Raw genomic sequence first — 23,672 nt, 5'->3', positions numbered from 1 at the left:
GACGCATATTCCATAACGGGCTTCTTCATCACTTCGATCAGATGTCAAACGGTGTGGGTTTGATATTCGATCGAAGTGATGAAATAATCGCCCATCGGAATATCGAAAAAAATCTCTCAAATCGTGTTCAAGATATTGACTCAAATCCACACTAGTACAGTTGGTATCACAGCAATAATTCTCTTCATATTCTCCTGCACCCCCATTTAGCGGCAGGTTATTGCTTTACAACAACTTGTTTCAATTCCAATGTTAACCCATTACTTCAACAAATGAAACGATTTCATACGTAAAAAATAGTGGCTGACAGCAAAACGTTAGTTTTATCCAGCCACTATTTGTTTGCGAACAATTTTACTTTAAACGTGTGCCAAAAGGCAATCTATTTGGTCGCGCCAACTTGAATTAATAAGTTTGAAAAATATTTTATTTTCAGTCATCACGTGGTTACTTAATTGATTTTTCGCTTGGGATTCAAAATACCAAGTGGATCAAACAAGTTTTTAATTTGATGCTGAATCTCGTCCACATCAAAACCAAGCTCTTCATTTGTCCATTGATTTTTAGACATGCCTACTGCATGTTCACCAGAGATCGTGCCGCCCAACGCTAAAGCCTTACGAAACATGCGCCGGGTTGCTTCGATCACAGCTGCCGGCGGCTCTTCTTGACCTTGCCAGATCAAACTTGGATGGACATTACCATCACCAGCGTGGCCAGCGGTATAAACATCTACATTCAATTCTCGGGCCACTTCTTGGACGTAATCCATCATTTCAGGCAATTTAGAGAGCGGCACAGCCATGTCCTCCATAATATGATTACCATTTGCAAAAACGGCTGGTAACATATCCTGTCGTAATTTCATTAGTCGGGCTGACTCAACAGGATCACTTGTCACACTAATGTTTTCTGCCTGATGCGCATTTAGGATTTTTTCGGCAATCGCCAAACTTTCCTGTCCACCAGCGTCTAATCTAAAAATCAACATAGATGACGTTTCACTTTTAGCATAGTTGGTTCCCTCGTATTTATCTAGCGCCTTGACAGTTTTCCCGTCCAAAGCTTCTAACATTACGGGATAAATACCAGAGATACGCAAGTCCTTGACCGCCTTAGCCAATTCTGTCATATTTTCGAAGAAAGCAACCCCCATCACGGAAGTCCCAACTGGGATCGGATTTAATTTCACAGTAATCTCAGATACAATTCCAAGCGTGCCTTCTGAACCGATAAATAAATGGGTCAAATCGTAGCCATATGCCTGCTTAAAAGTACGCCCGCCAATTTTTATTTCGCGTCCATCAGCTAGTACAACTTTCAAACCTAAGATTGCATCTTTGGTAACCCCATACTTCACACTGCTCATACCACCGGCATTGGTTGCCACATTACCGCCAACTGTTGAAATTGGCTTGGAACCAGGATCTGGGGCGTAAAACATACCTTGGGCCCGCGCGGCTTGATCCAAATCCCCATTAATGACGCCGGGTTCCACAACGGCCAATGAATCATCTTTGCTGATTTCTTTAATTCGATTCATCTTGATCAATGAAAGAATAATGGCACCATCAATACCGTCCGCACCAATCACAGTACTCGTATCGCCCGTTTGAGGTACAACAGGAATGTGATATTTGCGGGCGGTTTTTAAGGTGCCTTGAATATCAGCCACGTCAGTTACAGCTACATATGCTAGAATTTGACCATCTATTTTGTCCTGGGCACGACCATTAGCCGAATATTTTAAAGCAACCTCATCAGCCACGTGAATCTCGGCATGGGGTGCCTGCTGTTTTAAATAATCCAAAATTTCATCTTTGCTATAAGCTGGAAAAATTGCCATAAATATAGACCTTCCTTTCACATTTCAACTTATGCTACCTAAGTTAATGGATTTTGATTATTTTAGCAAGCGTTTACACTCAAAATAATAGAAATCATTTGAAAACGAAATATGCACTATTTATACCATATTTACCAAAAATATGTATATTTTTGCAATTTAAACTTTATTTTAGAATTTAATTGCAGTAAGGTTAAAAACAACTTATAAATATTCACATTTAAACGCTAAGAAGGTATGTATATGCAAGTTGCAATTATCGGTGTCACTGGTTATGCCGGCAAAATACTCTATCAACTGTTAAGTCATCATCCATACGTCTCTAATATCAATCTATATGGCCATGAGGATGGTACGCTCCACCAATATCTTTTAGACCCATCAATCCAAGAATATGTGTCAATTCAGCCTTTTGATGCTGCAACGATCATGGCAAATAATGATGTCCTGTTCTTCGCTACACCTGCTGGTGTGAGTACCAAATTAGCTAACCCTTTTATTGAACATGACTTTCCGGTGATCGATCTTTCAGGTGATTATCGTTTACAAGATATAAATCAATTTGAGAAATGGTATCAAAAACCCGCTCCCAGCCCTGAGGCATTGCTGAAAACAAATTATAATCTGCCAGAATTCGATACCCCAGAACAGACATATATTGCCAACCCCGGTTGTTACGCAACCGCAACACTGCTTGGCCTTGCACCATTGGTTCAAAATCATTTGCTTGATAATGAAACCATCATTGTAGACGCCAAATCCGGTGTCACAGGAGCTGGTAAACAGCCTAAGTCAAGTAATCAATACGTTCATGCCAATGAAAATCTAAGCCTTTACAAGATTAATCAGCATCAGCACATTCCTGAAATTATCCAAGAATTACAAACTTGGGATCCCAATTTAGCCCATATTCAATTTAGTACGACCTTGTTGCCAGTAGACCGTGGCATTTTAGCCACGATCTATGTGAAGCCAACAGCTGCTTTTCAAAAACTACTGGCAAACAATGCAGATACGTTAAAAACTATCTATCAACGTGTTTATCAAACCAAGCCCTTTGTCAATGTCTATCCCCCTGATCAAATGCCGGATTTAAAAACGGTGGTCGGCACTAATAATTGCCTTATTGGGTTAACCTATAATCCCATTACCAACGTGATCATGATTGTCAGCGTCATTGATAATTTGCTTAAAGGCGCAGCTGGTGCAGCCGTGCAAAACTTTAACCAGCTATTTAACTTTTCTGAAACTAGTGGTTTGCCTATGACAAACTATAACTTATAGGAGGTCGTTAAAATGCAAGTTCTCGAGGATTTATCCCAACCTTATCAAATAATTGATTTTACTTGGCCAATTGGTTTTTACAGTGATGGTATCCATGCTGGTTTACGCAAGCACAAGCTTGATCTTGGGTGGCTGTACTCCAAAGTACCGGCTCAGGCTGCCGGTGTATATACCACAAACCAATTCAAGGCTGCCCCAACACTGACCACCGCACACTTGATTAAAACCAACCATCAGCTTCAAGCGATGGTCATGAACAGCGCCATTGCTAATTCCTGTACAGGTGCTTTGGGTTTGAAAAACGCGCAATTGACTCAAGAAATTGCAGCGGCACAATTAGCAATTGATCCAGATCTTGTTGGTATTGCATCCACTGGCTTAATTGGTGAACAATTGCCAATGGCTAAGTTAACAGCTGGTATCCACAAACTGGCGTTAACCAAAAACGACGCCCTCACTTCTGCAGTTTTAACGACTGATACTCACAGCAAAACCATCAGTGTTCAATTACAGTTGTCTGGCGAGATCGTCACCATCAGTGGTTTTTGTAAAGGATCTGGCATGATTCATCCGAATATGTGCACGATGTTGGGGTTTATTACCACTGATGCAAATATTCAAGCAGAAACTTTACAGCAACTGCTCAGTACCGAAACAGAAACCACTTTTAACCAAATCACGGTAGATGGTGATACATCTACCAATGACATGGTTGTGGCGCTGGCTAATGGTTTGGCGGCAAACCAATTAATTGAACCAGCCACAGAGAATTATGACAAATTTGCGGCAGCATTCCATGAAATCATGGTCTATCTAGCTAAAGCCATCGCCCAAGATGGTGAAGGCGCAAGTAAATTAGTTGAAGTAACTGTCGAGCATGCGGCCAATGAAGCTGATGCTAAAAAAGTAGCCAAAGCTATCGTTGGCTCAAATCTGGTAAAAGCGGCAATTTTTGGTCAAGATCCAAATTGGGGCCGCCTGGTAGCGGCCATTGGTCAAACAGACGCCAAATTAGATATTGCCCATTTGAATCTAAGTCTGAATGGCATACCTTTAGTTGAACAAAGTCAAGCCAGTAACAGTGATCCAAAAATTTTAGCCCATAGTATGACCCAGCATCATATCAATATTGTCGTTAATCTAAATGTCGGCAATGCTCGCGGTCAAGCCTGGGGTTGTGATCTCACGTATCAATATGTCAAAATCAATGCTAATTACCATACCTAAAACGAATATTAGCAAACGAATGCTGCAATAAAATGAAAACTATTTAGCATCTTAGTAAAGTTTAGGAGGCGAAAATTTATGGCAGAAACAGTCGTGATCAAAATAGGGGGTACTGCCTTAGAGCATTTATCGCAAAACTTCTTTACAAGTTTACAGCGACTGCAAGCAGAGGCAACTCGAATGATCATCGTTCACGGTGGTGGTAACCGCATTTCACAAGCTTGTCGCATACAACAATTACCCGTGCAAAAGATCAATGGTATTCGCGTGACAGATGATCAGACAATGACACTCATGAAAACATTGATCTTAAATGAAATTCAGCCTGCTTTCTACCAACAGCTAACTGCCGCCGACCTAGATACTTGGCTGGCAAATGCTGAATCTGCTTCTATTATGGGCGACTATTTAAATCAGGACACTTATTTAAACGTGGGCAAGCCACTGATTTTAGATGAAATAGTCAAAGCTAAATTGAAGCAAGGTCAATTACTTGTTTTTGGTCCCCTATGCCAAACCAGTGACGGCCAATGGCTAAATGTTAATGCAGATGATGTTGCTGCCTTTTTAGCCAGTGAATTACACGCGGATCGCCTACTTTTACTAACAGATGTTCCCGGACTTTGCCGAGCTGAACACGTCATGCCCAACGTCCACTATGCCCAAGTTCAGCGTTTGATTGCCGGTGATGTGATTACGAGTGGGATGATTCCGAAATTAAAAGCTGCTTATCATGCCCTAACTCACGGTGTTTCGCAAGTGGAGATCTTAGATGATCTACAACATCATGGCACTTTGATTTTAAATTGATTTTTACTTAAACCAGATAGGAGTGACAACAATGTCTCATTTATTTCCAACTTATCATCGTTATCCAATTGAGATCGATACTGGGCAAGATTGGCAATTAACAGATAATCACGGTCAAACTTATTTAGATTTTACGAGTGGGATTGGCGTTTGTAATTTTGGTTATCACAATGCTTTGATCCAAGCTAATGTTCAAAGTCAGTTAAATAAAGTTTGGCACACTTCAAATCTTTATCAGAATCAGCTACAAGAAATAGTCGCCAATAGTTTAACTGCTGGTACGGATAAACTAACTTTCTTCTGCAACTCAGGCACAGAAGCAAATGAAGCTGCCATCAAACTCGCGCGCAAATATACGGGTAAAAGTCAAATCATTGCCTTTACAAATGGCTTTCATGGTCGTACGTATGGGGCGCTCTCTGTAACTGACAACCCACCTATCAAAACTGGCTTTGGCCCCTTTGTCCCGAATATGACGTTTGCACCTTACAATGATTCCACTGCCTTACCACTGATTACATCAGAGACAGCAGCTGTCATTCTCGAGGTCATTCAAGGCGAAGGTGGAGTCATCCTAGGCAACCGATCCTGGCTGCAGCAGGTTCAAACTCAATGTCAAACGACCGATACTTTATTGATCATTGATGAAGTCCAAACTGGCATGGGGCGCACGGGCCACCTATTTGCTTATCAACAATTTGACTTAGATCCCGATATCATCACGTTGGCTAAAGCATTGGCAAATGGCATTCCTGTTGGGGCTATGTTGGGTCGCGCTCAATTTCAATCCGCTTTTGGTCCGGGGAGTCACGGGTCAACATTTGGTGGTAATTTACTAGCTATGGCTGCAGCGGAAGGTGTTTTGGCCCAATTAACACCTGATTTTTTGAAACAGGTCCATTTAAAGGGACAGCATTTTCTAGCGGCATTACAGACACAACTAGCTTCTTTATCTACGGTCACCAAAATTCAGGGTATGGGTTTGATGATTGGGATCCAGTTGTCAGAAACCGTTATGGCTGACATCGTTGTGCGGCGATTACAACAACAAGGTCTACTTACTTTAACAGCTAAACACAATACTTTACGCTTACTGCCGCCCCTGATCACGCCTGAAGCTGTACTCATGGATAGCATTCCTATTATCAAAGCAAGTTTGGAGGCACAATATGAATCCGTTACAGGGTAAAAGTTTTTTGAAAGAAATTGATTTCACACCAGAACAAATTAATTATTTGATCGATTTTGCCATTCATTTAGATAAATTAAAAGCGCAACATATTCCCCATGAGTACCTCAAGGGGCAAAATATTGCGCTATTATTTGAAAAGACATCAACGCGAACGCGCTCAGCTTTTACAGTGGCAGCAAACGATCTAGGTGCGCATCCAGAATTTCTAGGTAAAGATGACATTCAACTTGGCAACAAAGAAAGCATCGCTGATACTGCCAAAGTTCTAGGTAGTATGTTTGATGGAATCGAATTTCGCGGTTTTGCACAAAAGGCCGTAGAAACTTTGGCGGAAAATGCTGGCGTCCCAGTATGGAATGGTTTAACTGATGACTGGCATCCAACACAGATGATTGCCGACTTTATGACGTTAAAACAGCATTTTGGCACATTACCAGGATTAACCCTAACTTATTTAGGCGATGCACGTAATAATGTGGCTCATTCTCTTCTGATCACAGCTGCAATGTTAGGTGTCAATATTCACTTCGGTGCCCCTGCTGCGTTACAACCGACTGACGAAGTGATGACCAAAGCGAAGGCTTATGCTCAAAGCTCCGGTAGTGAAATTCTAGTTAGTGACAATGCCGAAACGGCCGTTAATGGTGCTGATGCACTCTACACCGATGTCTGGCTTTCCATGGGCGAACAAGTCGATTTTCACGAACGCGCAGCTTTGCTGTTACCCTATCAAATCAATCAAACGCTTTTAGCAGCGACTGGTAAAAAATCAACCATTGTTATGCATTGTTTACCTGCATTTCATGATCTTAAAACGACCACTGGGCAAAAGATTGCTGCAGCTTTGAATTTAACAGCTTTAGAAATTACAGATGCTGTTTTCCAATCAGATGCTTCAGTTGTCTTTACGCAAGCCCATAACCGCATGCCGGCCATTAAAGCAATCATGTCCGCAACAAATGGTCATTTATTTGCCTGATCCGTACCGCGAATTAGAGTGATGCGGTCATTTGAATGGTCAGCCGACCAAGTTGTTCGATTTCACTCACTAAAGTGTCACCAGCATGCAAAAATTCTTTAGGCTGCCGACCATAACCCACGCCACCCGGAGTACCGGTAAAAATTAAATCACCCGGGTATAATTCTGTAATTTGCGATAGATAATGAACTAGGTCCCCACTATCAAAAATCAAATTTTTCAAAGTACTCGTTTGCTTCACGACACCATTCACTTGGGTCGTGATTTTTAATGCGCCGATATCTTTTATTTCATCTGGCGTTGTTATCCAGGGACCGATTGGTGAAAAACCAGCATAAGATTTAGCCAATGAAAATTGAGGCTTTGCATTAGCAAACTGCAATTGTCGATCCGAAAGATCTTGGCCCACCATGTAGCCCGCAATATGCTGCTCTGCTTCAGACCGAGGAATATCCCGACCGCCATTACCAATCACAACCACCAATTCTGACTCCCAATCAGTCTGCGGACTCGGTATTTTGACCGTTGGATTTGGGCCCGTAATTGAACTGACAAATTTGGTAAAAATATTAGGCTGCTTGGGAGCTTGTGTGTGTAGTTCTAGCATATGATCTCGATAATTGAAACCTACTCCAAATATTTGTTTGCTTGTCACAATTGGTGCTGTTAATTTTTGTAACGAGTCTAGTGGCTCTGGTGCCGCCAATTCTAGCTGCTTTGGTAATTGATCTAACACTTCACTTAACTGAGCGATACCTAAAATACGTTGCCTATTTAACCCATGCGCATCAGGATTGATCACAACTGGCTGTCCTAAATATTGTCCTAATTTCATATCGTTAAACTTCCTTTGAAATTTTAACTTCAAGTTAATTTTAGCATAGGCTTATATCAATAACAGACCACAGTTAAAAATAGGACACAGCTAAACTTCAACAATTATTTTGCTTGTTTGAAATAATGTTGTACGAGAAAATGAACACCAAAAACAATTTCAAAAATTAAAAACAGACCTAATATTGAAAGGTACCCTATCCGCAAATAAGTGGCAATGGGGCCATCATAAAATACACTACTACTGCCATTTATGGTTATCAAAAAGGCAATTAGTAATCCAACAAGGCGATTCGTCGTTGATTTCGTAACCAATGTGAAAATAATAACACCTATTAAAATGACACCAATAATGATTAAGTCTAAAGGCGGCCTTAGAACCCAAACGATCCCAGCCGGAATCTTATAAGTAACTAAAAGATAGAATAAGATATATAAACCAGCTAAGCAAAATAGCGCAAAGTATTGAATAATATGTGCTTTTTTGACAAACGCAAAATGCTTAAAAGTTTGGAAAATAAGCCAGATGAATACCACCGTGAAAGTATCGATTAGTAAATAATGTAATGGCTCAATTTTTAAAGGTCCCGCATCGGCTAAAGTATTGATAAAGATAAAAGCACTCATGATGATCACAATTATTCCTAGCAATTGCCATAAGTCCCGCTTAGACGTTGGTTTAGTATTGGCCAAAATACCATCAGCCATGGCTTTAGGGTCGTGACCAAAATAGGTTTCAGCTGTCTCACCATTAGTTTCAGCCTGTTGTAAGTCCTGAACCAGATCATAGAGCTGATGCATTAATGCTGTCTCATCATAGGTAATGCTCGCTGAAATTAAATAATCCGATAACTGATCAAAATACTGCCGGTTTTCAGTATTTAATTGTGCGGCTATTTTCTGGTAAGCTTCGCGATAGAAATCACTATTGTGTGTCGCCATGATCATTCGCCACCTTTATAATTTTTGTTACATTGGTCGTCAATTGTTGCCATTCAGCGATGAACTGTTGAATAGTTCCCTTACCCACTTCAGTAATCTCAAAATACTTTCGATCTGGACCTTCAGGTGATTTACGCATCTCTCCTTGAATCTGACCATTTTTTTCGAGTTTTTGTAAAATAGGGTAGACTGTGCCACCTACTAAAGATTCAAAACCGAATTGACGTAACTTCTGAATGAGCGCATAGCCATAGATCGGTTCTTGCTGAATCACTAATAAAATACACCCTTCTAAAACACCCTTTAATAACTGTGTGTTCATCTGTGACCTCCACAACTAGTTTGTATAACCAACTAGCTCACGCACAGTGTAAAATAAAGCCACTAGTATGTCAAACAAACTAGTGGCTTTATTTTAATTTAATTAAAAGCATCAAAGTTATTGAAATAGGCGATAAACGGTTGGGTTGTCAGGTAACAACCAATGAAAACCTTCTTCAGCAATAATGGCGATCAAATTAGCAACGACCAAAATTGCAAAAATCCAGATATTGACCGTGGTAACGGCGTTATATTCACTACCCTTAGGACACAGTTGTTTGGCAAAAATCATCATGAAAGCACAAAAGATCATAACAACCACAAAACTAACGAGCGCCCAGGTATAAGTGTGAATGCCAAAAACAGCAGAACCATAGCCTGGATCACCAGGTTTAATATGTAACAGAATCTGTCGAATGGAGGCAGTGGAACCAATAAAGGCAGCTAATAAAGACAGACCATAACCACGCATAAATTTTGTAATAGAAATTGAGCCATTCCGTGTACTCAAAATAATATATAACGGGCCAAAACTAGCTAGCATCATAAAATAGCGCTGAATCATACATAAGGGACATGGGAATTCGTGTAACGCGAATTGGAAGAAAAAACCGCCAGCCAAAACAAAATTATAAGCAAATAAAAATGCATTAGCTGACCAAAAACCTAATTTTGAAAATACAGTACTGTCCTGGGTCATCGGTTGGGTCGTTTGTTGCATGCTAAATACCTCCTCTACAAATTAAGTTGCAATGCGCTGGTCGCATGTAACTTGAACAAAATAACCGATAGAATGCAAACAGCTACCCACATTGCGAAATCTTTCCGGTCAACTTTGCCTCGAATGATCATGCGTAAAAACATCACAGTGACAATAATCATGATAATAATATCCATAAACTCACTCCCTAAATATCTGATGACAACTACATTTTAAGTGAAACTTATGAAAAGCAACTGATGAATTTGTATTCGTTTTCATTATTTTGAAATACCCTCTCAGATAATTAATAGATTGACAAATTAAGCCTAAATCAATCAAAAAGTGAAATCACACTGTTTTTTTATCAAAAAAATTGCTGAGTTTTAGCCACAAAACCACCAATTTTGACGGTTTTATAAGTGAACTAGTTCTCAGCAATTTTTTAGAAAATAATCTGTTATTATATTCCAAAAAAATCGTGTTTTTATTTTAAGACTGCGTCCAATCGATTTTTAGCTTCGTTTCAATTAAATGTCCATTGGCAAAAACAAATGGTTCTGTGGTACTAGTAGCCCAGTCATCGGTTGAGAATTGGATATTTAACGTATCATCGTCGCGATAGACCACACGATAATCCCCATTACTGTTCTGACCATTACTATAACTTTCATAGGTGCCATCATCATTAAATGTAAATTCAGAATCACCTGAATGCCAAGTTCCAATTAAACCAGTCGTACTTGAGTTATCATTTCGGCGAGTCGAATCACTAGGATAATCTTGGTCCGTTTTGTGCGTACTTGTATGCTTATCTGTTTGAGATTGCGCATCGCTCTGGTTTTCCGTATCAGAATCATCTGAGCTAGCTTGCTGATCCGTAGATTTTGCTGCAGAATCTATTTTATTTCCCGAAGCAATTGCCTTATGTACCTTGGTTTTAAATTGTATCTTTTTCATAATATTAGCTTGATCAAAAGCAATCACATCAAGTGTCCGTTGCACTGACTTGCCGTTAACTTTGCCGCTTAATTTCAGTTGATAAGTACCTGGAAGCACAGGATCAAATTGATAATTTGTGTTTCCGGAAGCAGAGACTTTTATTTGGTTCAAATAAAAGGTTGGCTGTTTTAAATTTGTTTTGAGTGTTAAAGGTATTCGTTTAATAATTAAATAGTACTTCGGATAAAATAAAAATTGTCGTCCTTTCGCCTGAATATTAAAGTTAGGGACTTGCTTTTGATCACTTAATTGAGCGACCAATTGACTGCGCTCAGCTGGATGAGCCTGTATAAAGTCTGTTAAAGGCTTCAACTCAGTCTGTGACAACGGTTGGTAATTCGTATCTAAACTTAAGTGCGCCAGCGCACTTCTTTGATCATTATTTAAGGCAGTCATGATATTAGCTTGTTGTCGCGCTTTGCTAAAATACCAGTTACCAAATAAGTAAAGGCCGCCTAAAAGTAGTAACACAACTAACCCAGTCAGCCAAGGCCATTTTTTATGCTGCTTAGGTTTAAGCGCATTCGTAGGCATCGTTTCATCAGCGTTTTGCTTATTCTCTGAATGAATGATATTGGTAGTATCCGATAATTGATCGTTTTTCTTTAGCGTATCTTGAGCTGTCTGACTTTGCTCGGTCTGGTCTAAAGTGGTTAAATCAAAGCCACAGTTTGGACAAAACTGATCATCTGAACTAATTTTTGCCCCGCAATTAGGACAATACTGCCGTGCTGCGTTCATAAATTATGCCTCCAAAGATTCATTAGAAATTTATTGTTGTATGATTTGTGCGAGTTGTCGTGCAATCAAATCATGTCCCGTTTGGTTAGGATGGAAATTATCCCGTGGCCCCCATTGTGCAAAATCAGGAATACGCTTACCACTAGGGCCAGTCACAGAAGTGTCAGTCCCCCAAATTTGGTGCATATCGACCACTGGCACATGATGTGTTGCAGCCACAGCTTTGATCTGTGTATCAAATGCTTGATCATTGGCCACATAAGGGCCGTTTGCCGGAGACCAAGTGGTCATTAAAATCAATTGTGCTTGTGTGCCTTGCTGTAATTGCTCAACCACAGCTGTGAGATCTGCTCGAAAACGATCCAATGTTGCTGCATCTGTACCGCCCACAGCGTCATTTGTGCCAAACTCTATCGTGACCACATCTGGCTGCTGCGCTATCACACTCCGAACTTGCGGCAAAGCTAAATTAGCCACCGTTTTTCCAACTTGAGCTACTTTGGTCAACTGGATCGTTTTCCCTGTTTCTTTTTGCAGCTGATTCGCAAACTGATGTGCAAAATCCTGTGGCTCGGTATCGGCGAACAGCCCCACCGTCAAAGAATCACCAAAGGCAACGTATTTTAATTGTGTTTTTGTTTGCCGTTTTAACTTTGAAATAATCGTATTTGAATTTTTTTGGTTACCAGCTGTGTGTCGCCTCTGCTTAGTCGGTGTTTTTACCGCTGATTGGTGCCGTACTTGACTGGAAGATTCATGGTTATGACTGGATTCCGAGGCTGTTTTCTGACAAGCAACCAACAACAAAATAATGCTTGTAACCCCAAATATTAATAATAAATATCTTCTAAGATAAAGCCCTATCCCTTTCAGATCAATCCCTCCCAATTGACGTAAATTTTTTGATTGATATGCTTTATTCTATACCAATAAGCACGGCAGCAAAAGACAGCAGCCGTGATTGTCATGATTGTATTGGCAAGCGGTCATTGAACCGTCTTTTACGCTAAGCTTTACATTTATATTTGTGCTATGATAATCACAATGATATTTTTTATTTTGGGGGAAACTATGATGATAAAAATTTGTCCAAATTGTGGGACGCAACTAGCTGAAAATACAAAATTTTGTACCCATTGTGGTCAAGATGTTCGTGAAGTGGTGCCAACAACCACCTCAAAGCCCGCAGCTGCTAACCAGACTGTAACGAAGTCCGAAATACATACACAAACTGACAATTCAAAAGTAACCGTACCACCAACACCGGCACCTCAACCCAATGCCAATGTAGAAGCAACCAAGCAATATGCGCGCAACTATTGGCAATTTCTGCTGGCTAGTTTGAAACATCCTTTTACCATCAAAACAACTTATCATCGCTATTTTGGTTTTGTTTCTTTTATGATTGCCGCCCTATTAGCCACCCTCTCAATTGTGACAACTTTACATAGTCAATCTTCTGAGGCCTTCAGAGCTTTTATGATGCAAGCTAACTTAGGTTTCACATTCTATCTTCGCATATTCATTTTTACTTTATTAATTTATATGGCCCAATTCTCAGTAGCTTACTTAAGTACTCATGTCTTACTTGGAGACCGGCGTTTCTCTTATTTACAGTTCACAACACGCTTTGCGCATTATTCTAACCTTAATGTCTTTGCAATGGCTTTATTATTATTGTTTAGTCTCATGGGCATTTCTATGACCAATCTTGTTTTGTTTATCTTAATTGGCAGTGTCGGCTCATTCTTCACAAGTGTTGCTTTTGCAGCTAGTATTTTTAGTGCCCAAGCAACCAATACTTTAGACAAGATCTATGCCTATTTCCTTGGAAGCGTCATTTTAGGGATTGTCGTCATGATTATTTCATCAATCGTTGGCGCTTCAATTATAGATACAATTATCAAAGCCATTGAAAATGTCATCAACAACAGTGATTGGCAAAGGATTTTTAGTAATTTTTGATAATAAAACTGAAGCAACATAAAGTACCCCTTAATTGTTAGATTATCTAGCAATTAGGGGGTACTTTATATTAGCAATATTCTCTATTTTTTACTTAACTCATAATCTAAGCATCAGCACATTTACATTCATAAGTGATCTGAGGGTTGTTAATGGCAATAATATTATCCTTAGTAAAATTCAATTCATCGCCTTCGCTCAACCCTTCAATACGATCTGGAATGTTGATCAATTTACCACGATACTGGTCGCCATTAATGGCTTCGACTTTGACCCACATACGTTCCAAAGACCCATCTGCTGCCTTAAAGCCCAGTTTAACCATGGTCATTTTATCGTCAATGGTTGCTAACTGAAGCTCAGAAGGATGATCTGCTTTTTCTAAAGTGGTACGATTTAATAGTGTATAAGCCATGACACTGCCTCCTTGAATTGTATCCGGTTTCACATTTATTATAGCACGCTTTCCGGGGAAAAGATGTCCTAAAAAATACCGATTACTGCGTTGAATTTATTCTGGTTCAAATTCGATCCATAAGCCACAAATAGGAGAATCAACTAATGAAGCATTTAAAATTGCTGATCTTGGCTTTATTATCATGCCTGGCCTACTACCTATATATGTCGCCTACCCACGCCAATGCTGCCGAAGTCCAAGATAACCTAAACCTGCTCTCTTCAGCCCAAATCAAAGCCATTCAGCAACAAAATCAAGCATTCCGTAACGCCGGCACAGACTATCGCATTTGGGTATATACCATTCAACGTTTCCCAAATTATCTTGCAGTTCGTAAGGGTGATAACAAACTCATGAAGGCTGACAATTTGGAACGTTATCGCAAGTACGCCATTGACCACGCAACTGCCCAGAATTTACGTGCTGCCGATCCTACAAATCAGACCAATACAACCGCAACTTATGCTGCCCTAGAGCAGCAATACGACCATATTGCCATGGTATTGGTCTATCCTTATAATGGCGGCCAGCGCATTGCTTTTATCCCGCCTAATTATGGCGATGATTTTATCACAGATTTTCAGCAGACTATTTATCGTGCCAATTTAGTATCTTTTCTAATTACTGGTAATAACGTGATGCGGTATTTCAACCACTACACCGCTTTTATCCAGGATCATCATATTCAGCACCATTACACCAATCGTTTGACTTGGCGTCTTGTCGGTCATTATGTTTTTGGTTTCATTCTCGTATGGCTTATTTGGCTCTATTTATTACATCGTTTACGCCATCCCAAGCCACCTTACCAGCGCCATCATACGAACAATACTGGCGGCGGCTTTGAGGAAGGCTATATGTGGGGCTATTTACAAAATGACTCTCAGGATTAAAAAGGACAGCGATAAAAATGAAAAAACTTTGGCGTCTTATTTTAGGTTTGTTATATATTAGTATTCCGATGATTTTTGGCATTGGCCTCCTAGATGCACTCAATACTGAATTCACAGCTAAACACGCTGGCCTGCTCTTATTTCTATTAGGCCTTTTAGGGTATAGTTTAGATATTATCTTCAACGCTGACAAGCGCTTTTTGAAACAGATCATCAAACCCAAGAAGGCTGACTAATATGGATAAAAATTTGACTAAACTCAGTAAACGCATGTCTTTCATTTTGCGCCATCATCCTGAAAGAATTGGTCTACAATTAGACAGCTATGGCCGAATTGATCTGTCGACGTTTATCGCAAAATTCAATCAGCACTACCAGACACCCCTCAATCGCCAAGTCATCGAAAAAATCATTACCAGTAGCGATAAGCAGCGTTATGCCATCGAACTCTCCGATCAAGGCGAAACGATTCGTGCCCTTTATGGCCATAGCATCCCGGTCAAACCACTCTCCTTGCCGCAAACACCCCCAAAAATTTTATTCCATGGCACCTCGCGCGTTGCCGCAAAGTCTATTTTAATAGAGGGTATTAAAAAGATGGACCGCGATTTCGTCCATCTTTCCAGTAATATTCAAATAGCTGAACAAGTAGGTGTACGCCACGATCCCCAACCCGTTGTCCTAAAGATTATGGCCCAACAAGCGGCTGAACAGGGCGTTCTTTTCTATCCAACTAAGAGTGGTATTTGGCTTGTGAAATACATTGCACCACAATTTATTCATCATTAAGTTTGCTAAAAACCGGCTATCAACTATTGGCATTGGAATTAGCTGAGCCGCTTTCATCAGCCTTGACACGATCAATGGCAATCACTAGCGAAACAATCAGCTGCTCATAACTTTCATCCGTGATTTGTAATTCATAGGTATCGCCCCAAGAGATCCACTTCTTATGGATCGCAGCAATTAAATTGCGGCCTTGTCTCACTTCAAAATCCATGTCCCACCAGTTGCCTTGAACCGCCAACCCCTTAGCCTCGATCTGGTACTTGGCTCGCAATAAAGTCAGTTTTTTGGTAATCGTCACAACTTCAGGTCGATCTTTTACTTCTACAAAAAACTTGGGTAATACCGAAATTACCTTTTTAGTGATCAGTCCAACCTGATTACCATTGTTATCTAAAATTTTGAACCGTTTAGGTATTTTTAAAAAACTACCTTCTACTCGGTAAACCGGCTGCTGTTGTTCATCCACGACTGTAAACTTTTCGCCTAAGCTGATAATTTTTTGCTTAATGTATAAATTTCGCATGGCTTATCTCCTAAAATGATTAATTACTTTCATTCTAGCAGATTAAGCTACTCTAAATAAAATATTCTTTCTCAAATATCTTTGGCAATATAGTACGCGTCCCAAATGGCATTCATAATTTTACCCGGTTTAACGGCGTCGCCAATCTGATAAGTTTCTTTATCGGCCGTTTGCAATAAATTGACAAAAGGATCATTGGCTTTGTAGCCCACGGCACAAATCACAGTATCGCCATTGATCTGCTTTGAACGGCCTTGTTTATCTTGGGCAAAAACCGTGGTCCCTTCAACATGATCTACTTTTGTTTCGGTCAAAACCGTCACACCTTCAAAAGGTAATAATTCAGTAATCATTTCCCAATTGGCAAATGGTGTGTGTTCTGGACCACCGCAAAGCTGGTCTGACATCTCAATGACCGTCACTTGTTTACCTTTGCGCTGTAACCACAAGGCTGTTTCACAACCAACTAAGCCACCACCGATAATGGTCACGTGATTGCCAGCCTTATTTGGAGCCATCAAAACGGTTTCAGCTTTTAACATTTGCTTACTGCCGAAATCAACCATGATTGGTTTTGATCCGGTTGCCACGACAATTGTGTCATAATTAGGATCATTAAAGTCTCGTTTGGTCGCTGGTGCATTTAATTTGACCGTCACATTAGTCATCTTGTGTAACTGGCGTTCAAACCAAACTAACAATTGATAATCATCTTGCTTAAACGATGGCTGGGATCCAGGAATCACCGCCCCGCCCAAATGATCTTGTGCTTCTAATAACGTCACTTGGTGGCCGCGAGTCCCACAAATATAAGCTGTTTCTAAACCTGCTGGGCCACCACCAATAACGAGCACCCGTTTTTTGGTCAGAGGCTGAGTTAATTTATACTCTGCCTCATGACCAGTTTCCGGGTTAACGGTACAAGAGTATGGTAGACCCTTAGCCAGTCGATCCAAGCAGCCGTCATGGCAAGAGATACAAGGCCGAACATCTTCCCAATCATCAGCTTTAATTTTATTGACTAAATCTGGATCAGCCAGCAATGGCCGACCAAATTCTACCAGATCAATCTTGGCATCAAAAGCTTCATTGATGGCTTCTGGGTCATCCATCCGACCGGCAACGGCAACCGGAATATTCACTGCTGCTTTGACTTTTGCCCCAAATTCATTGTAGATACCCTTCTTTTCAAAATACATTGGTGGATGATTCCAGAACCAAGCATCATAAGTCCCAGCATCGACATTTAGCATGTCATAACCTGCATTTTCGAAGATTTTGGCAACTTTTAAGCCTTCTTCAATATCTCGCCCCTGTTCCACAAAGTGCTCACCCGGTAAACCACCTTCACGCAAGTGCCGAATGAAACTTTTCAGAGAATAGCGCAATGAAACCGGGAAGTCTGCTCCACATTTGGCCTTAATGGCTTTCACAATTTTAATTGGCAAACGCAGACGATTCTCTAAACTACCGCCATATTCATCTTGACGTTGATTGAAGAACGCCATCGTAAATTGATCCAATAGATAGCCTTCGTGAACAGCATGAATCTCAACACCGTCAAAACCGGCTTTCTTACAAATCAGAGCCCCTTTTGCATAGTCCTCAATCGTTTGCTGTATTTCCGCTTTAGTCATTGCGCGATGATGTTTCTTAGGATCAAAGCGATTTTCCTGTTCAGACGGTGCCCACATTTGTTTTGAAACACCTGGAAACGCTGAGCGACCCATCCCAGCCGAAATCATACAAATCGCTTTCGTACCATAATTATGAATCTGTTCCAGCATAATCTTAGATGTTTTGGTGAAGTCGATCGGATCGTAAAGTGGACAAGGCAAGGACAAATCAAAGAAATCTTGATAGTCCACTGCAACTAAACCAACAGTGATCATGCCCACGCCACCCTTAGCACGGCGAATATAGAGTTCTTGAATATTTTTATTAAAGCCACCCCGAGCATCATTGTACCCAACCAGCCCCAGTGGTGCCATGACGGTACGATTTTTAAGTTTTAGTTTACCGATATGTGTGGGCGTAAAAAGTCTGGATACATCCCGTTTTTGAACATCTTTTGTAACTAGAACCATGATATCCCTCATTTCAAGAATTTTTTAAGTTCAAATAAATTGTGCATCATTTAACAATCTTTGTTAAATTACTATTTTTATGGGATAATATAATAGATTTGTTATAGGTAGATTCCCTATAATTCAAATGATTCATAAATATAAACTTTAATGGAATAAGTGAAATTACTATCATGTCTAGAAATATTAAACGCTTTCTTGAAGCTATTCATCAGTATCAATCCATCTCCAAAGCAGCTACTGCCTTATATGTAACCCAACCCTATATCAGTCAAACAATCCATAAATATGAAAAGCAATATGGCGTGTCATTATTAGATCGCGGCAAAAATAAAACCGACCTCACAGTGGCCGGTTTAAAATTATTACACTATTTACAAAGCTGCGCGCAGCGTGAAAATCAATTCGCTCAAGAAATGGCAAGTATTGCCCACTACCACACTGGAGCCATCAAATTTGGCACCAACCAACCTTTAGGGCGCTATCTCCTACCTGACATATTTCCAGACTTTCATAAAGCATACCCTAATATAGCCGTTCAACTGCTTGAGTTACCTACACAGCGCGCTGCTTACCTATTAAACAGCAACGAACTGGATATTTTTTATGGGATGCAAACAAATCTGAACGAAATTCAGTTTTTACCCTTAAAAAGCAACCATTATTATTGGATTATTGCAAAAGGATCCGATCAACATACACGCTATAAAACGAAAGCTATAAAGTCACTGACTAACTTTGAGTTGCTTAATAACACGCCACTCATTAACGTCACCAGTCATTCAAAATTTCAGCAAAACATTGATCAGTTCTTATTACTACAAGGCTTACATCCCAAGATTATCGCTACTGTCCCGGATTTAGATATTGCCACTAAAATGGTAGGCAATCATGTTGCTTCGACCTTTACAACCTATCAAGCCATTCAACAGAACAATTTGACATTGGATCCTAAAATAAGTATTTATCAATTGCCAAAGACACTGCTCTCACTTCAATCAGGTATTTCAACCAGGATGGCTCCTACACCACCGATTCAAAAATTGACTGAGTTGATTACTCAAGTGGTGGTTTAAACAAGCTTTTCCTGGTCATTTCATCGATACATTGCACTTCGGCTTATTCTTTAGGCGGGTTCTCCCGAATGACACGTGCTGGGGCGCCCGCAATCACGACGTTATCGCCAAAAGACTTGGTTACGGTTGAATTGGCGCCAACAATCACATTGTTGTCTAATGTAACGCCTGGTACAACTACTGATCCCCCGCCGATCCAAACATCATTGCCAATGGTCACTGGTTTACCTAAACCAATCCATTTTCGCCGTTCAGCTGGATCATCCGGATGATAAGCCGCATAAATTTGTACATGAGGCGCTAACATGACGTTGTCGCCAATGATTACGGGTGCAATATCCAAAATCACATTATCATAATTACATAGAAAATTATCCCCTACATGTATGTTGTAACCGAAATCACACCGAAAGCTAGGTTGAATATACGGTCGTTTTCCCACCGAACCAAATAGTTTACGAATGATCTCATCTTTCTCAGCAACAGCTTGATCATCTAATTCATTAAGTTGCTTGCACAAACGCCGTGCTCGGGTTTCATCAGCAGCTAACTCTGGATCCAGAATATTATAAGGTTCACCAGCTAAAAATTTTTCTTTTTCAGTTTTCATTAATTGACCCTTTCTTTTATAGTGCTTCAATTAAATTATTGCTAATAAAAGCGCTTTTATTTGTCCGTATAAATTATTATAGCAAAAAAATAGTGTCAGCGGCAAACTGGCACTATCATACAGGAGGTTACTATAAGCAAACTTACTTGTTTGCTAAACTCTCAGCATATTTTGTTTTGATAAAATCAGCTGAAATTTGTAACTTTTTTAATTCTTCGTCAGTCAAATCCAATTGTAGTTGTTCTTGAATGCCATCTCGACCGACAATAGCCGGATAGGATAGGTAAGAATCATACTCTTCTCGGAAATTAGAAACCGGTAATTCTGTCTTAGCATCTGTCAGAATGACATTGGCTAAATAACAAGCGGCCGTTGCCACACCATAGTTTGTATATTTTTTACCATGGAAAACGGTATGTCCACCCACCTTGGATTCTTTGTCTAGGGCTGCTAAGTCTAAGCCATCTTTTTCAGCAATTTCAGTAATGGGCTTCCCTAAAACACATACCGTGGACCAAGCTGTGAATTGAGAATTCCCATGTTCACCTAAGTTGTACCCATCGACAGAACGTGGATCAATCTCAAGACGTTTTGCAACCGCACGTTTCATACGCGCCGAATCTAATAACGTTCCAGTTCCGATAACATGTGCTTTAGGTAAGCCAGTGACTTCTTGATAAATAGATGTGATCACATCCACTGGATTTGTGATCACCACCATTTTACCGTGAAATCCTGAAGCTTTTATTTTTTGAGCAACCTCACGCACGGCCGTCCTTGTAAAAGGCAACTCTGCAAACCGATCGTCATTGGGATTATCTTGGAGTTTGATATTTCCCAATGCAGAAACAATGATATCGGCATCCTTCAAGGCACTGTAGTCGTTTACATAAATATCCGTATGATTTGGTAAATTAGCCATTGCATCTTCAAAATCCAGGGCATCTGCTTGGACCTTTGCCTCATTTGTATCAATGAGCACCAAATCATCTGCCATTCCGGTAACAATAATATGGTGTGCAACGGTTTGCCCAACATGACCCATTCCGATGACCGCTAACTTTCTTGACATAGCTCCATCTCCAATTTTAAATTTTAATTATATTTTTCATTAGGAAACTTATTATTTTCTAATAATTCTAATATAGTCATAAATTGTAGACCTGTCAATGGCTTTATCCGAGATAGCCAAAATTGATTTCGTTAAAAATCCGTCTCCAGGTCAATATACTTACAGCATTAATATCGTATACTAATTATAAAATTCGTAACATCATGAAGAGGTGCGTTAAACGATGTTCACATTGATGGCTGCAACGGCTGTGTCCAATGGTCATTCTCTATCCGGTGGCTTATTGATTGGTTTTATTGTGGCTTTATTTCTGATCATTCTTCTAATTGGTAAATTATTCAAATTGATTTTCCATCATCCATTTATTAGTCTGATATTATTTTTGATTGGTGGCTTTGCTATTTTCAAGTTTGCCATTTATGGTATTCTCGGTCTTGGTGCGGCAGCAGCTTTAGGTATTGCGGCACTATGGGTCGGTTGGGGTAACAATTAAACTAAATTTAGCCATAAAAAAAGAGTAGCGCTTATTGCTACTCTTTTTTTATGGCAGGATTCTTGAACACTTAGTTGCGATGCCTTTTGGTTTATTTTTTTAAATTTGTGACCTATCACCGATTTATTTGTCTAAAGTAACTGAAACTGTTCCTAAATCATGGCTGAAGTTTGCTTGCCAATGCCCTAATGTTAAGTCTACCGGTAATAAGAAAGTCCCCGTGGAAACACGTTGCCCGGCCGTAAGTTGTTTACCCTGACTAGCTAATTTATCTACGAGCCATTTCAAAGAATTCAAAGGATTTCCCAGGACTTCGCTTGCTTGTCCATCTTTAAGTTTATGATCATCATGAAATAACTCGCAAGTTACTTCAGCTAATTCAGCAACAGTAAAATGATCTGCGTTGACTTCATTACCATAGACCACATAGCCGCCAACAGCCGCATCAGCCATAACTAAATGCTTAGGTAAATCAGGAAACCAATTTTTAAACCGAGCATCTGGTACTTCCACGCCTGGAGCTACGGTTGTTTTATGCAACAAATCTTCAAGTGAATCCGACTTATCTAAATCAGACATGGCTTTGAAAACTAACTCGACTTCAACTAATGGTGCCATGACATCTTTCATTGCTAAATGTGCTGGCGATTTCAAAAAATGATCTTGTACCTGTGCTCCGTATAGCGGTTCATCAGCCGCAAACATTTTTTGAGTCTCGCCACTCGTTAAGCTAACTTTATAACCACCAACTGCCTGTTGCTTCAAAGCCGTTAATTTTGCTTGAACCCGGTAAGCAGCAGCATCGTCTTTTAACACATCAGCATAATCTGCCATATTTAAAGGCTTATGCGTTTGGTAAGCTTCAAATAGAGCTTGAGCCACTTTTTCTTCAGTTTCATTCATTACTGCAACATTTTCAGTCATAATAACCGCTCCTTTTAGTTATCTGACTGAATACACCCTCATAAGTGGTTCAGCCAGATAGTGCCATATTTTTGATATTCGTTGATTTCTAATCTGAATCGCACTGTCATCATCGTTTGATCTAATATTAACTTCCATCTGGAACCACCTCACTTTAATTTAAATCTGGAAACAAAAACGACCTTAAAAAACTAGAACAACTTTCTAGAATTTTGAGGACGTTAGATGAAACGTGTTACCACCTTAATTTATCAAAGATTCACATCTTTGACCTCTGACACACAGCAATTGCAATGTGCGAACATGATAACGGACGTTGCCGATGTAGCCTACTTGATTCGGTACATAACTTAGAGAAGGATTACCTTGCTGCATCAGTCTTCGTTACACCAACCCGAAGCTCGCTTTACTGACAAATCAGCTTAGTTTTTTCTCATAATAGTCTATATTTGTTAATCCAAATTTAATTTATATTTCATATAATAACACGCATTTTTAGAATTACAAGTCTTTTTTATTTTTTAATGATGCCCATGATGGGGGTCAAATTTAATTGGCGCCACTTGATCGACCATTGTTCGCGTGTCGCGGTAGTCAATGTGTAACTGCGAGACACGTTTTAATTCTGTCATTGCTCGAGTATATAGGTTTTTACGAAATGGCAACATTAATAATTCATTAGAGTATAGCAATCGTCCTTGTAACCGTCGATGATACAAGAAAAAATTATCCGTTTGATCAAACGTATCGTGAACGACTAAGAGCCAATAAAGGGTGTTCCGTTCACGTTTAAAATAGCGCCAGTAGCGCTCTAATAATTGCTGAATCTCACTAGGCATTTACATCGCTTCCTGTGATATGAGCGTAAGACAAAAGATGTTCAATGACCGAGTACTAACAAGAAT

Annotated in this window: 26 protein-coding genes and 1 other annotated feature; of the genes, 11 read left to right on the top strand and 15 right to left on the bottom strand. The window is 39.9% G+C overall.

All coding sequences use genetic code 11. The features are described from left to right. Positions 1-451: 451 nt before the first annotated feature. Positions 452-1,846, bottom strand: coding sequence for an FAD-binding oxidoreductase (locus tag FHQ08_RS09380; protein WP_230914153.1), 1,395 nt, complete (start codon positions 1,844-1,846; stop codon positions 452-454). Positions 1,847-2,089: 243 nt separating this feature from the next. Between FHQ08_RS09380 and argC the strand changes: the two genes are divergently transcribed. The 5 genes from argC (at position 2,090) to argF (ending at position 7,338) form a co-directional block, all read left to right on the top strand. Continuing rightward, a complete protein-coding gene (gene argC, locus FHQ08_RS09375; protein WP_230914152.1) occupies positions 2,090-3,130 on the top strand; it encodes an N-acetyl-gamma-glutamyl-phosphate reductase in 1,041 nt (346 codons plus the stop codon). A 12-nt stretch (positions 3,131-3,142) separates the two neighbouring features. Beyond that, positions 3,143-4,357: a bifunctional glutamate N-acetyltransferase/amino-acid acetyltransferase ArgJ gene (argJ, locus tag FHQ08_RS09370; protein WP_230914151.1), complete on the top strand. Its 1,215-nt coding sequence runs from the start codon at positions 3,143-3,145 to the stop codon at positions 4,355-4,357. Positions 4,358-4,435: 78 nt separating this feature from the next. Further along, on the top strand, positions 4,436-5,167 hold the full coding sequence (gene argB, locus FHQ08_RS09365) for an acetylglutamate kinase (protein WP_230914150.1): 732 nt from the start codon (positions 4,436-4,438) through the stop codon (positions 5,165-5,167). 31 nt (positions 5,168-5,198) lie between these two features. Then, the gene (locus FHQ08_RS09360) at positions 5,199-6,356 is read left to right on the top strand and encodes an acetylornithine transaminase (protein WP_230914149.1); all 1,158 of its coding nucleotides are present in this window, start codon (positions 5,199-5,201) and stop codon (positions 6,354-6,356) included. Then, positions 6,337-7,338: an ornithine carbamoyltransferase gene (gene argF, locus FHQ08_RS09355; protein ID WP_230914148.1), complete on the top strand. Its 1,002-nt coding sequence runs from the start codon at positions 6,337-6,339 to the stop codon at positions 7,336-7,338. Before FHQ08_RS09360 ends, argF begins: the two co-directional genes overlap by 20 nt. 13 nt (positions 7,339-7,351) lie before the next feature. On the opposite strand, the gene FHQ08_RS09350 is transcribed toward argF, so the two are convergent. The 7 genes from FHQ08_RS09350 to FHQ08_RS09320 all read right to left on the bottom strand — a co-directional run bounded on the left by FHQ08_RS09350 (position 7,352) and on the right by FHQ08_RS09320 (position 12,766). After that, positions 7,352-8,173, bottom strand: a complete 822-nt coding sequence (locus FHQ08_RS09350; RefSeq protein ID WP_230914147.1) for a fumarylacetoacetate hydrolase family protein — start codon at positions 8,171-8,173, stop codon at positions 7,352-7,354. 104 nt (positions 8,174-8,277) lie between these two features. Further along, a complete protein-coding gene (locus FHQ08_RS09345) occupies positions 8,278-9,114 on the bottom strand; it encodes a DUF1129 domain-containing protein (protein ID WP_230914146.1) in 837 nt (278 codons plus the stop codon). Then, entirely contained in the window at positions 9,098-9,436 is a 339-nt protein-coding gene (locus FHQ08_RS09340; RefSeq protein WP_230914145.1) for a PadR family transcriptional regulator, read from the bottom strand. Before FHQ08_RS09340 ends, FHQ08_RS09345 begins: the two co-directional genes overlap by 17 nt. Positions 9,437-9,553: 117 nt before the next feature. After that, positions 9,554-10,156: a disulfide bond formation protein B gene (locus FHQ08_RS09335; RefSeq protein WP_230914144.1), complete on the bottom strand. Its 603-nt coding sequence runs from the start codon at positions 10,154-10,156 to the stop codon at positions 9,554-9,556. Between the two features lie 14 nt (positions 10,157-10,170). Further along, positions 10,171-10,332, bottom strand: coding sequence for a DUF5993 family protein (locus FHQ08_RS09330; RefSeq protein ID WP_230914143.1), 162 nt, complete (start codon positions 10,330-10,332; stop codon positions 10,171-10,173). Between the two features lie 295 nt (positions 10,333-10,627). Beyond that, entirely contained in the window at positions 10,628-11,878 is a 1,251-nt protein-coding gene (locus FHQ08_RS09325; protein WP_230914142.1) for a zinc-ribbon domain-containing protein, read from the bottom strand. Between the two features lie 30 nt (positions 11,879-11,908). Further along, positions 11,909-12,766: an SGNH/GDSL hydrolase family protein gene (locus FHQ08_RS09320; protein ID WP_230914141.1), complete on the bottom strand. Its 858-nt coding sequence runs from the start codon at positions 12,764-12,766 to the stop codon at positions 11,909-11,911. A gap of 183 nt (positions 12,767-12,949) precedes the next feature. Here FHQ08_RS09320 and FHQ08_RS09315 point away from each other — a divergent pair, with 183 nt between their 5' ends. Next, positions 12,950-13,843 (top strand): zinc ribbon domain-containing protein, encoded by an 894-nt coding sequence (locus FHQ08_RS09315; RefSeq protein WP_230914140.1) that lies wholly within the window; start codon positions 12,950-12,952, stop codon positions 13,841-13,843. Positions 13,844-13,949: 106 nt separating this feature from the next. Here FHQ08_RS09315 and FHQ08_RS09310 read toward each other — a convergent pair whose 3' ends face one another. After that, the gene (locus tag FHQ08_RS09310) at positions 13,950-14,258 is read right to left on the bottom strand and encodes a DUF2314 domain-containing protein (protein ID WP_230914139.1); all 309 of its coding nucleotides are present in this window, start codon (positions 14,256-14,258) and stop codon (positions 13,950-13,952) included. A gap of 146 nt (positions 14,259-14,404) precedes the next feature. On the opposite strand from FHQ08_RS09310, the gene FHQ08_RS09305 reads away from it, so the two are divergent. The 3 genes from FHQ08_RS09305 to FHQ08_RS09295 are packed head-to-tail and all read left to right on the top strand — an operon-like array spanning position 14,405 to position 15,982. Next, positions 14,405-15,193, top strand: coding sequence for a hypothetical protein (locus FHQ08_RS09305; protein ID WP_230914138.1), 789 nt, complete (start codon positions 14,405-14,407; stop codon positions 15,191-15,193). Positions 15,194-15,210: 17 nt separating this feature from the next. After that, on the top strand, positions 15,211-15,429 hold the full coding sequence (locus tag FHQ08_RS09300; protein WP_230914137.1) for a hypothetical protein: 219 nt from the start codon (positions 15,211-15,213) through the stop codon (positions 15,427-15,429). A gap of 1 nt (position 15,430) precedes the next feature. After that, positions 15,431-15,982, top strand: coding sequence for an RNA 2'-phosphotransferase (locus FHQ08_RS09295; RefSeq protein ID WP_230914136.1), 552 nt, complete (start codon positions 15,431-15,433; stop codon positions 15,980-15,982). A 19-nt stretch (positions 15,983-16,001) separates the two neighbouring features. Here FHQ08_RS09295 and FHQ08_RS09290 read toward each other — a convergent pair whose 3' ends face one another. After that, on the bottom strand, positions 16,002-16,505 hold the full coding sequence (locus FHQ08_RS09290; protein ID WP_230914135.1) for an LURP-one-related/scramblase family protein: 504 nt from the start codon (positions 16,503-16,505) through the stop codon (positions 16,002-16,004). Between the two features lie 71 nt (positions 16,506-16,576). Continuing rightward, positions 16,577-18,592, bottom strand: a complete 2,016-nt coding sequence (locus FHQ08_RS09285) for an FAD-dependent oxidoreductase (RefSeq protein ID WP_230914134.1) — start codon at positions 18,590-18,592, stop codon at positions 16,577-16,579. A 173-nt stretch (positions 18,593-18,765) separates the two neighbouring features. On the opposite strand from FHQ08_RS09285, the gene FHQ08_RS09280 reads away from it, so the two are divergent. Further along, complete coding sequence (locus FHQ08_RS09280; RefSeq protein ID WP_230914133.1) at positions 18,766-19,668, top strand: LysR family transcriptional regulator; 903 nt, start codon at positions 18,766-18,768, stop codon at positions 19,666-19,668. A gap of 43 nt (positions 19,669-19,711) precedes the next feature. Here FHQ08_RS09280 and FHQ08_RS09275 read toward each other — a convergent pair whose 3' ends face one another. Next, positions 19,712-20,278 carry a sugar O-acetyltransferase gene (locus tag FHQ08_RS09275; RefSeq protein WP_230914132.1) on the bottom strand — a complete coding sequence of 189 codons (567 nt, stop codon included), beginning with the start codon at positions 20,276-20,278 and terminating at the stop codon, positions 19,712-19,714. 142 nt (positions 20,279-20,420) lie between these two features. Next, entirely contained in the window at positions 20,421-21,350 is a 930-nt protein-coding gene (locus tag FHQ08_RS09270; RefSeq protein WP_230914131.1) for an L-lactate dehydrogenase, read from the bottom strand. 223 nt (positions 21,351-21,573) lie between these two features. Here FHQ08_RS09270 and FHQ08_RS09265 point away from each other — a divergent pair, with 223 nt between their 5' ends. After that, positions 21,574-21,843 carry a hypothetical protein gene (locus tag FHQ08_RS09265; RefSeq protein WP_230914130.1) on the top strand — a complete coding sequence of 90 codons (270 nt, stop codon included), beginning with the start codon at positions 21,574-21,576 and terminating at the stop codon, positions 21,841-21,843. Between the two features lie 123 nt (positions 21,844-21,966). On the opposite strand, the gene FHQ08_RS09260 is transcribed toward FHQ08_RS09265, so the two are convergent. Beyond that, positions 21,967-22,767 carry a 2-keto-4-pentenoate hydratase gene (locus FHQ08_RS09260; RefSeq protein ID WP_230914129.1) on the bottom strand — a complete coding sequence of 267 codons (801 nt, stop codon included), beginning with the start codon at positions 22,765-22,767 and terminating at the stop codon, positions 21,967-21,969. A gap of 211 nt (positions 22,768-22,978) precedes the next feature. Beyond that, positions 22,979-23,216, bottom strand: a binding site (T-box leader). Positions 23,217-23,288: 72 nt separating this feature from the next. After that, positions 23,289-23,606 (bottom strand): hypothetical protein, encoded by a 318-nt coding sequence (locus tag FHQ08_RS09255; RefSeq protein WP_230914128.1) that lies wholly within the window; start codon positions 23,604-23,606, stop codon positions 23,289-23,291. Positions 23,607-23,672 lie beyond the last annotated feature (66 nt).

Source organism: Agrilactobacillus fermenti (assembly GCF_021030645.1).
In the GTDB taxonomy this organism is placed as follows: domain Bacteria; phylum Bacillota; class Bacilli; order Lactobacillales; family Lactobacillaceae; genus Agrilactobacillus; species Agrilactobacillus fermenti.
The sequence above is the reverse complement of the archived record's forward strand: the minus strand, read 5'-3'. Positions and strand labels throughout refer to the sequence as shown.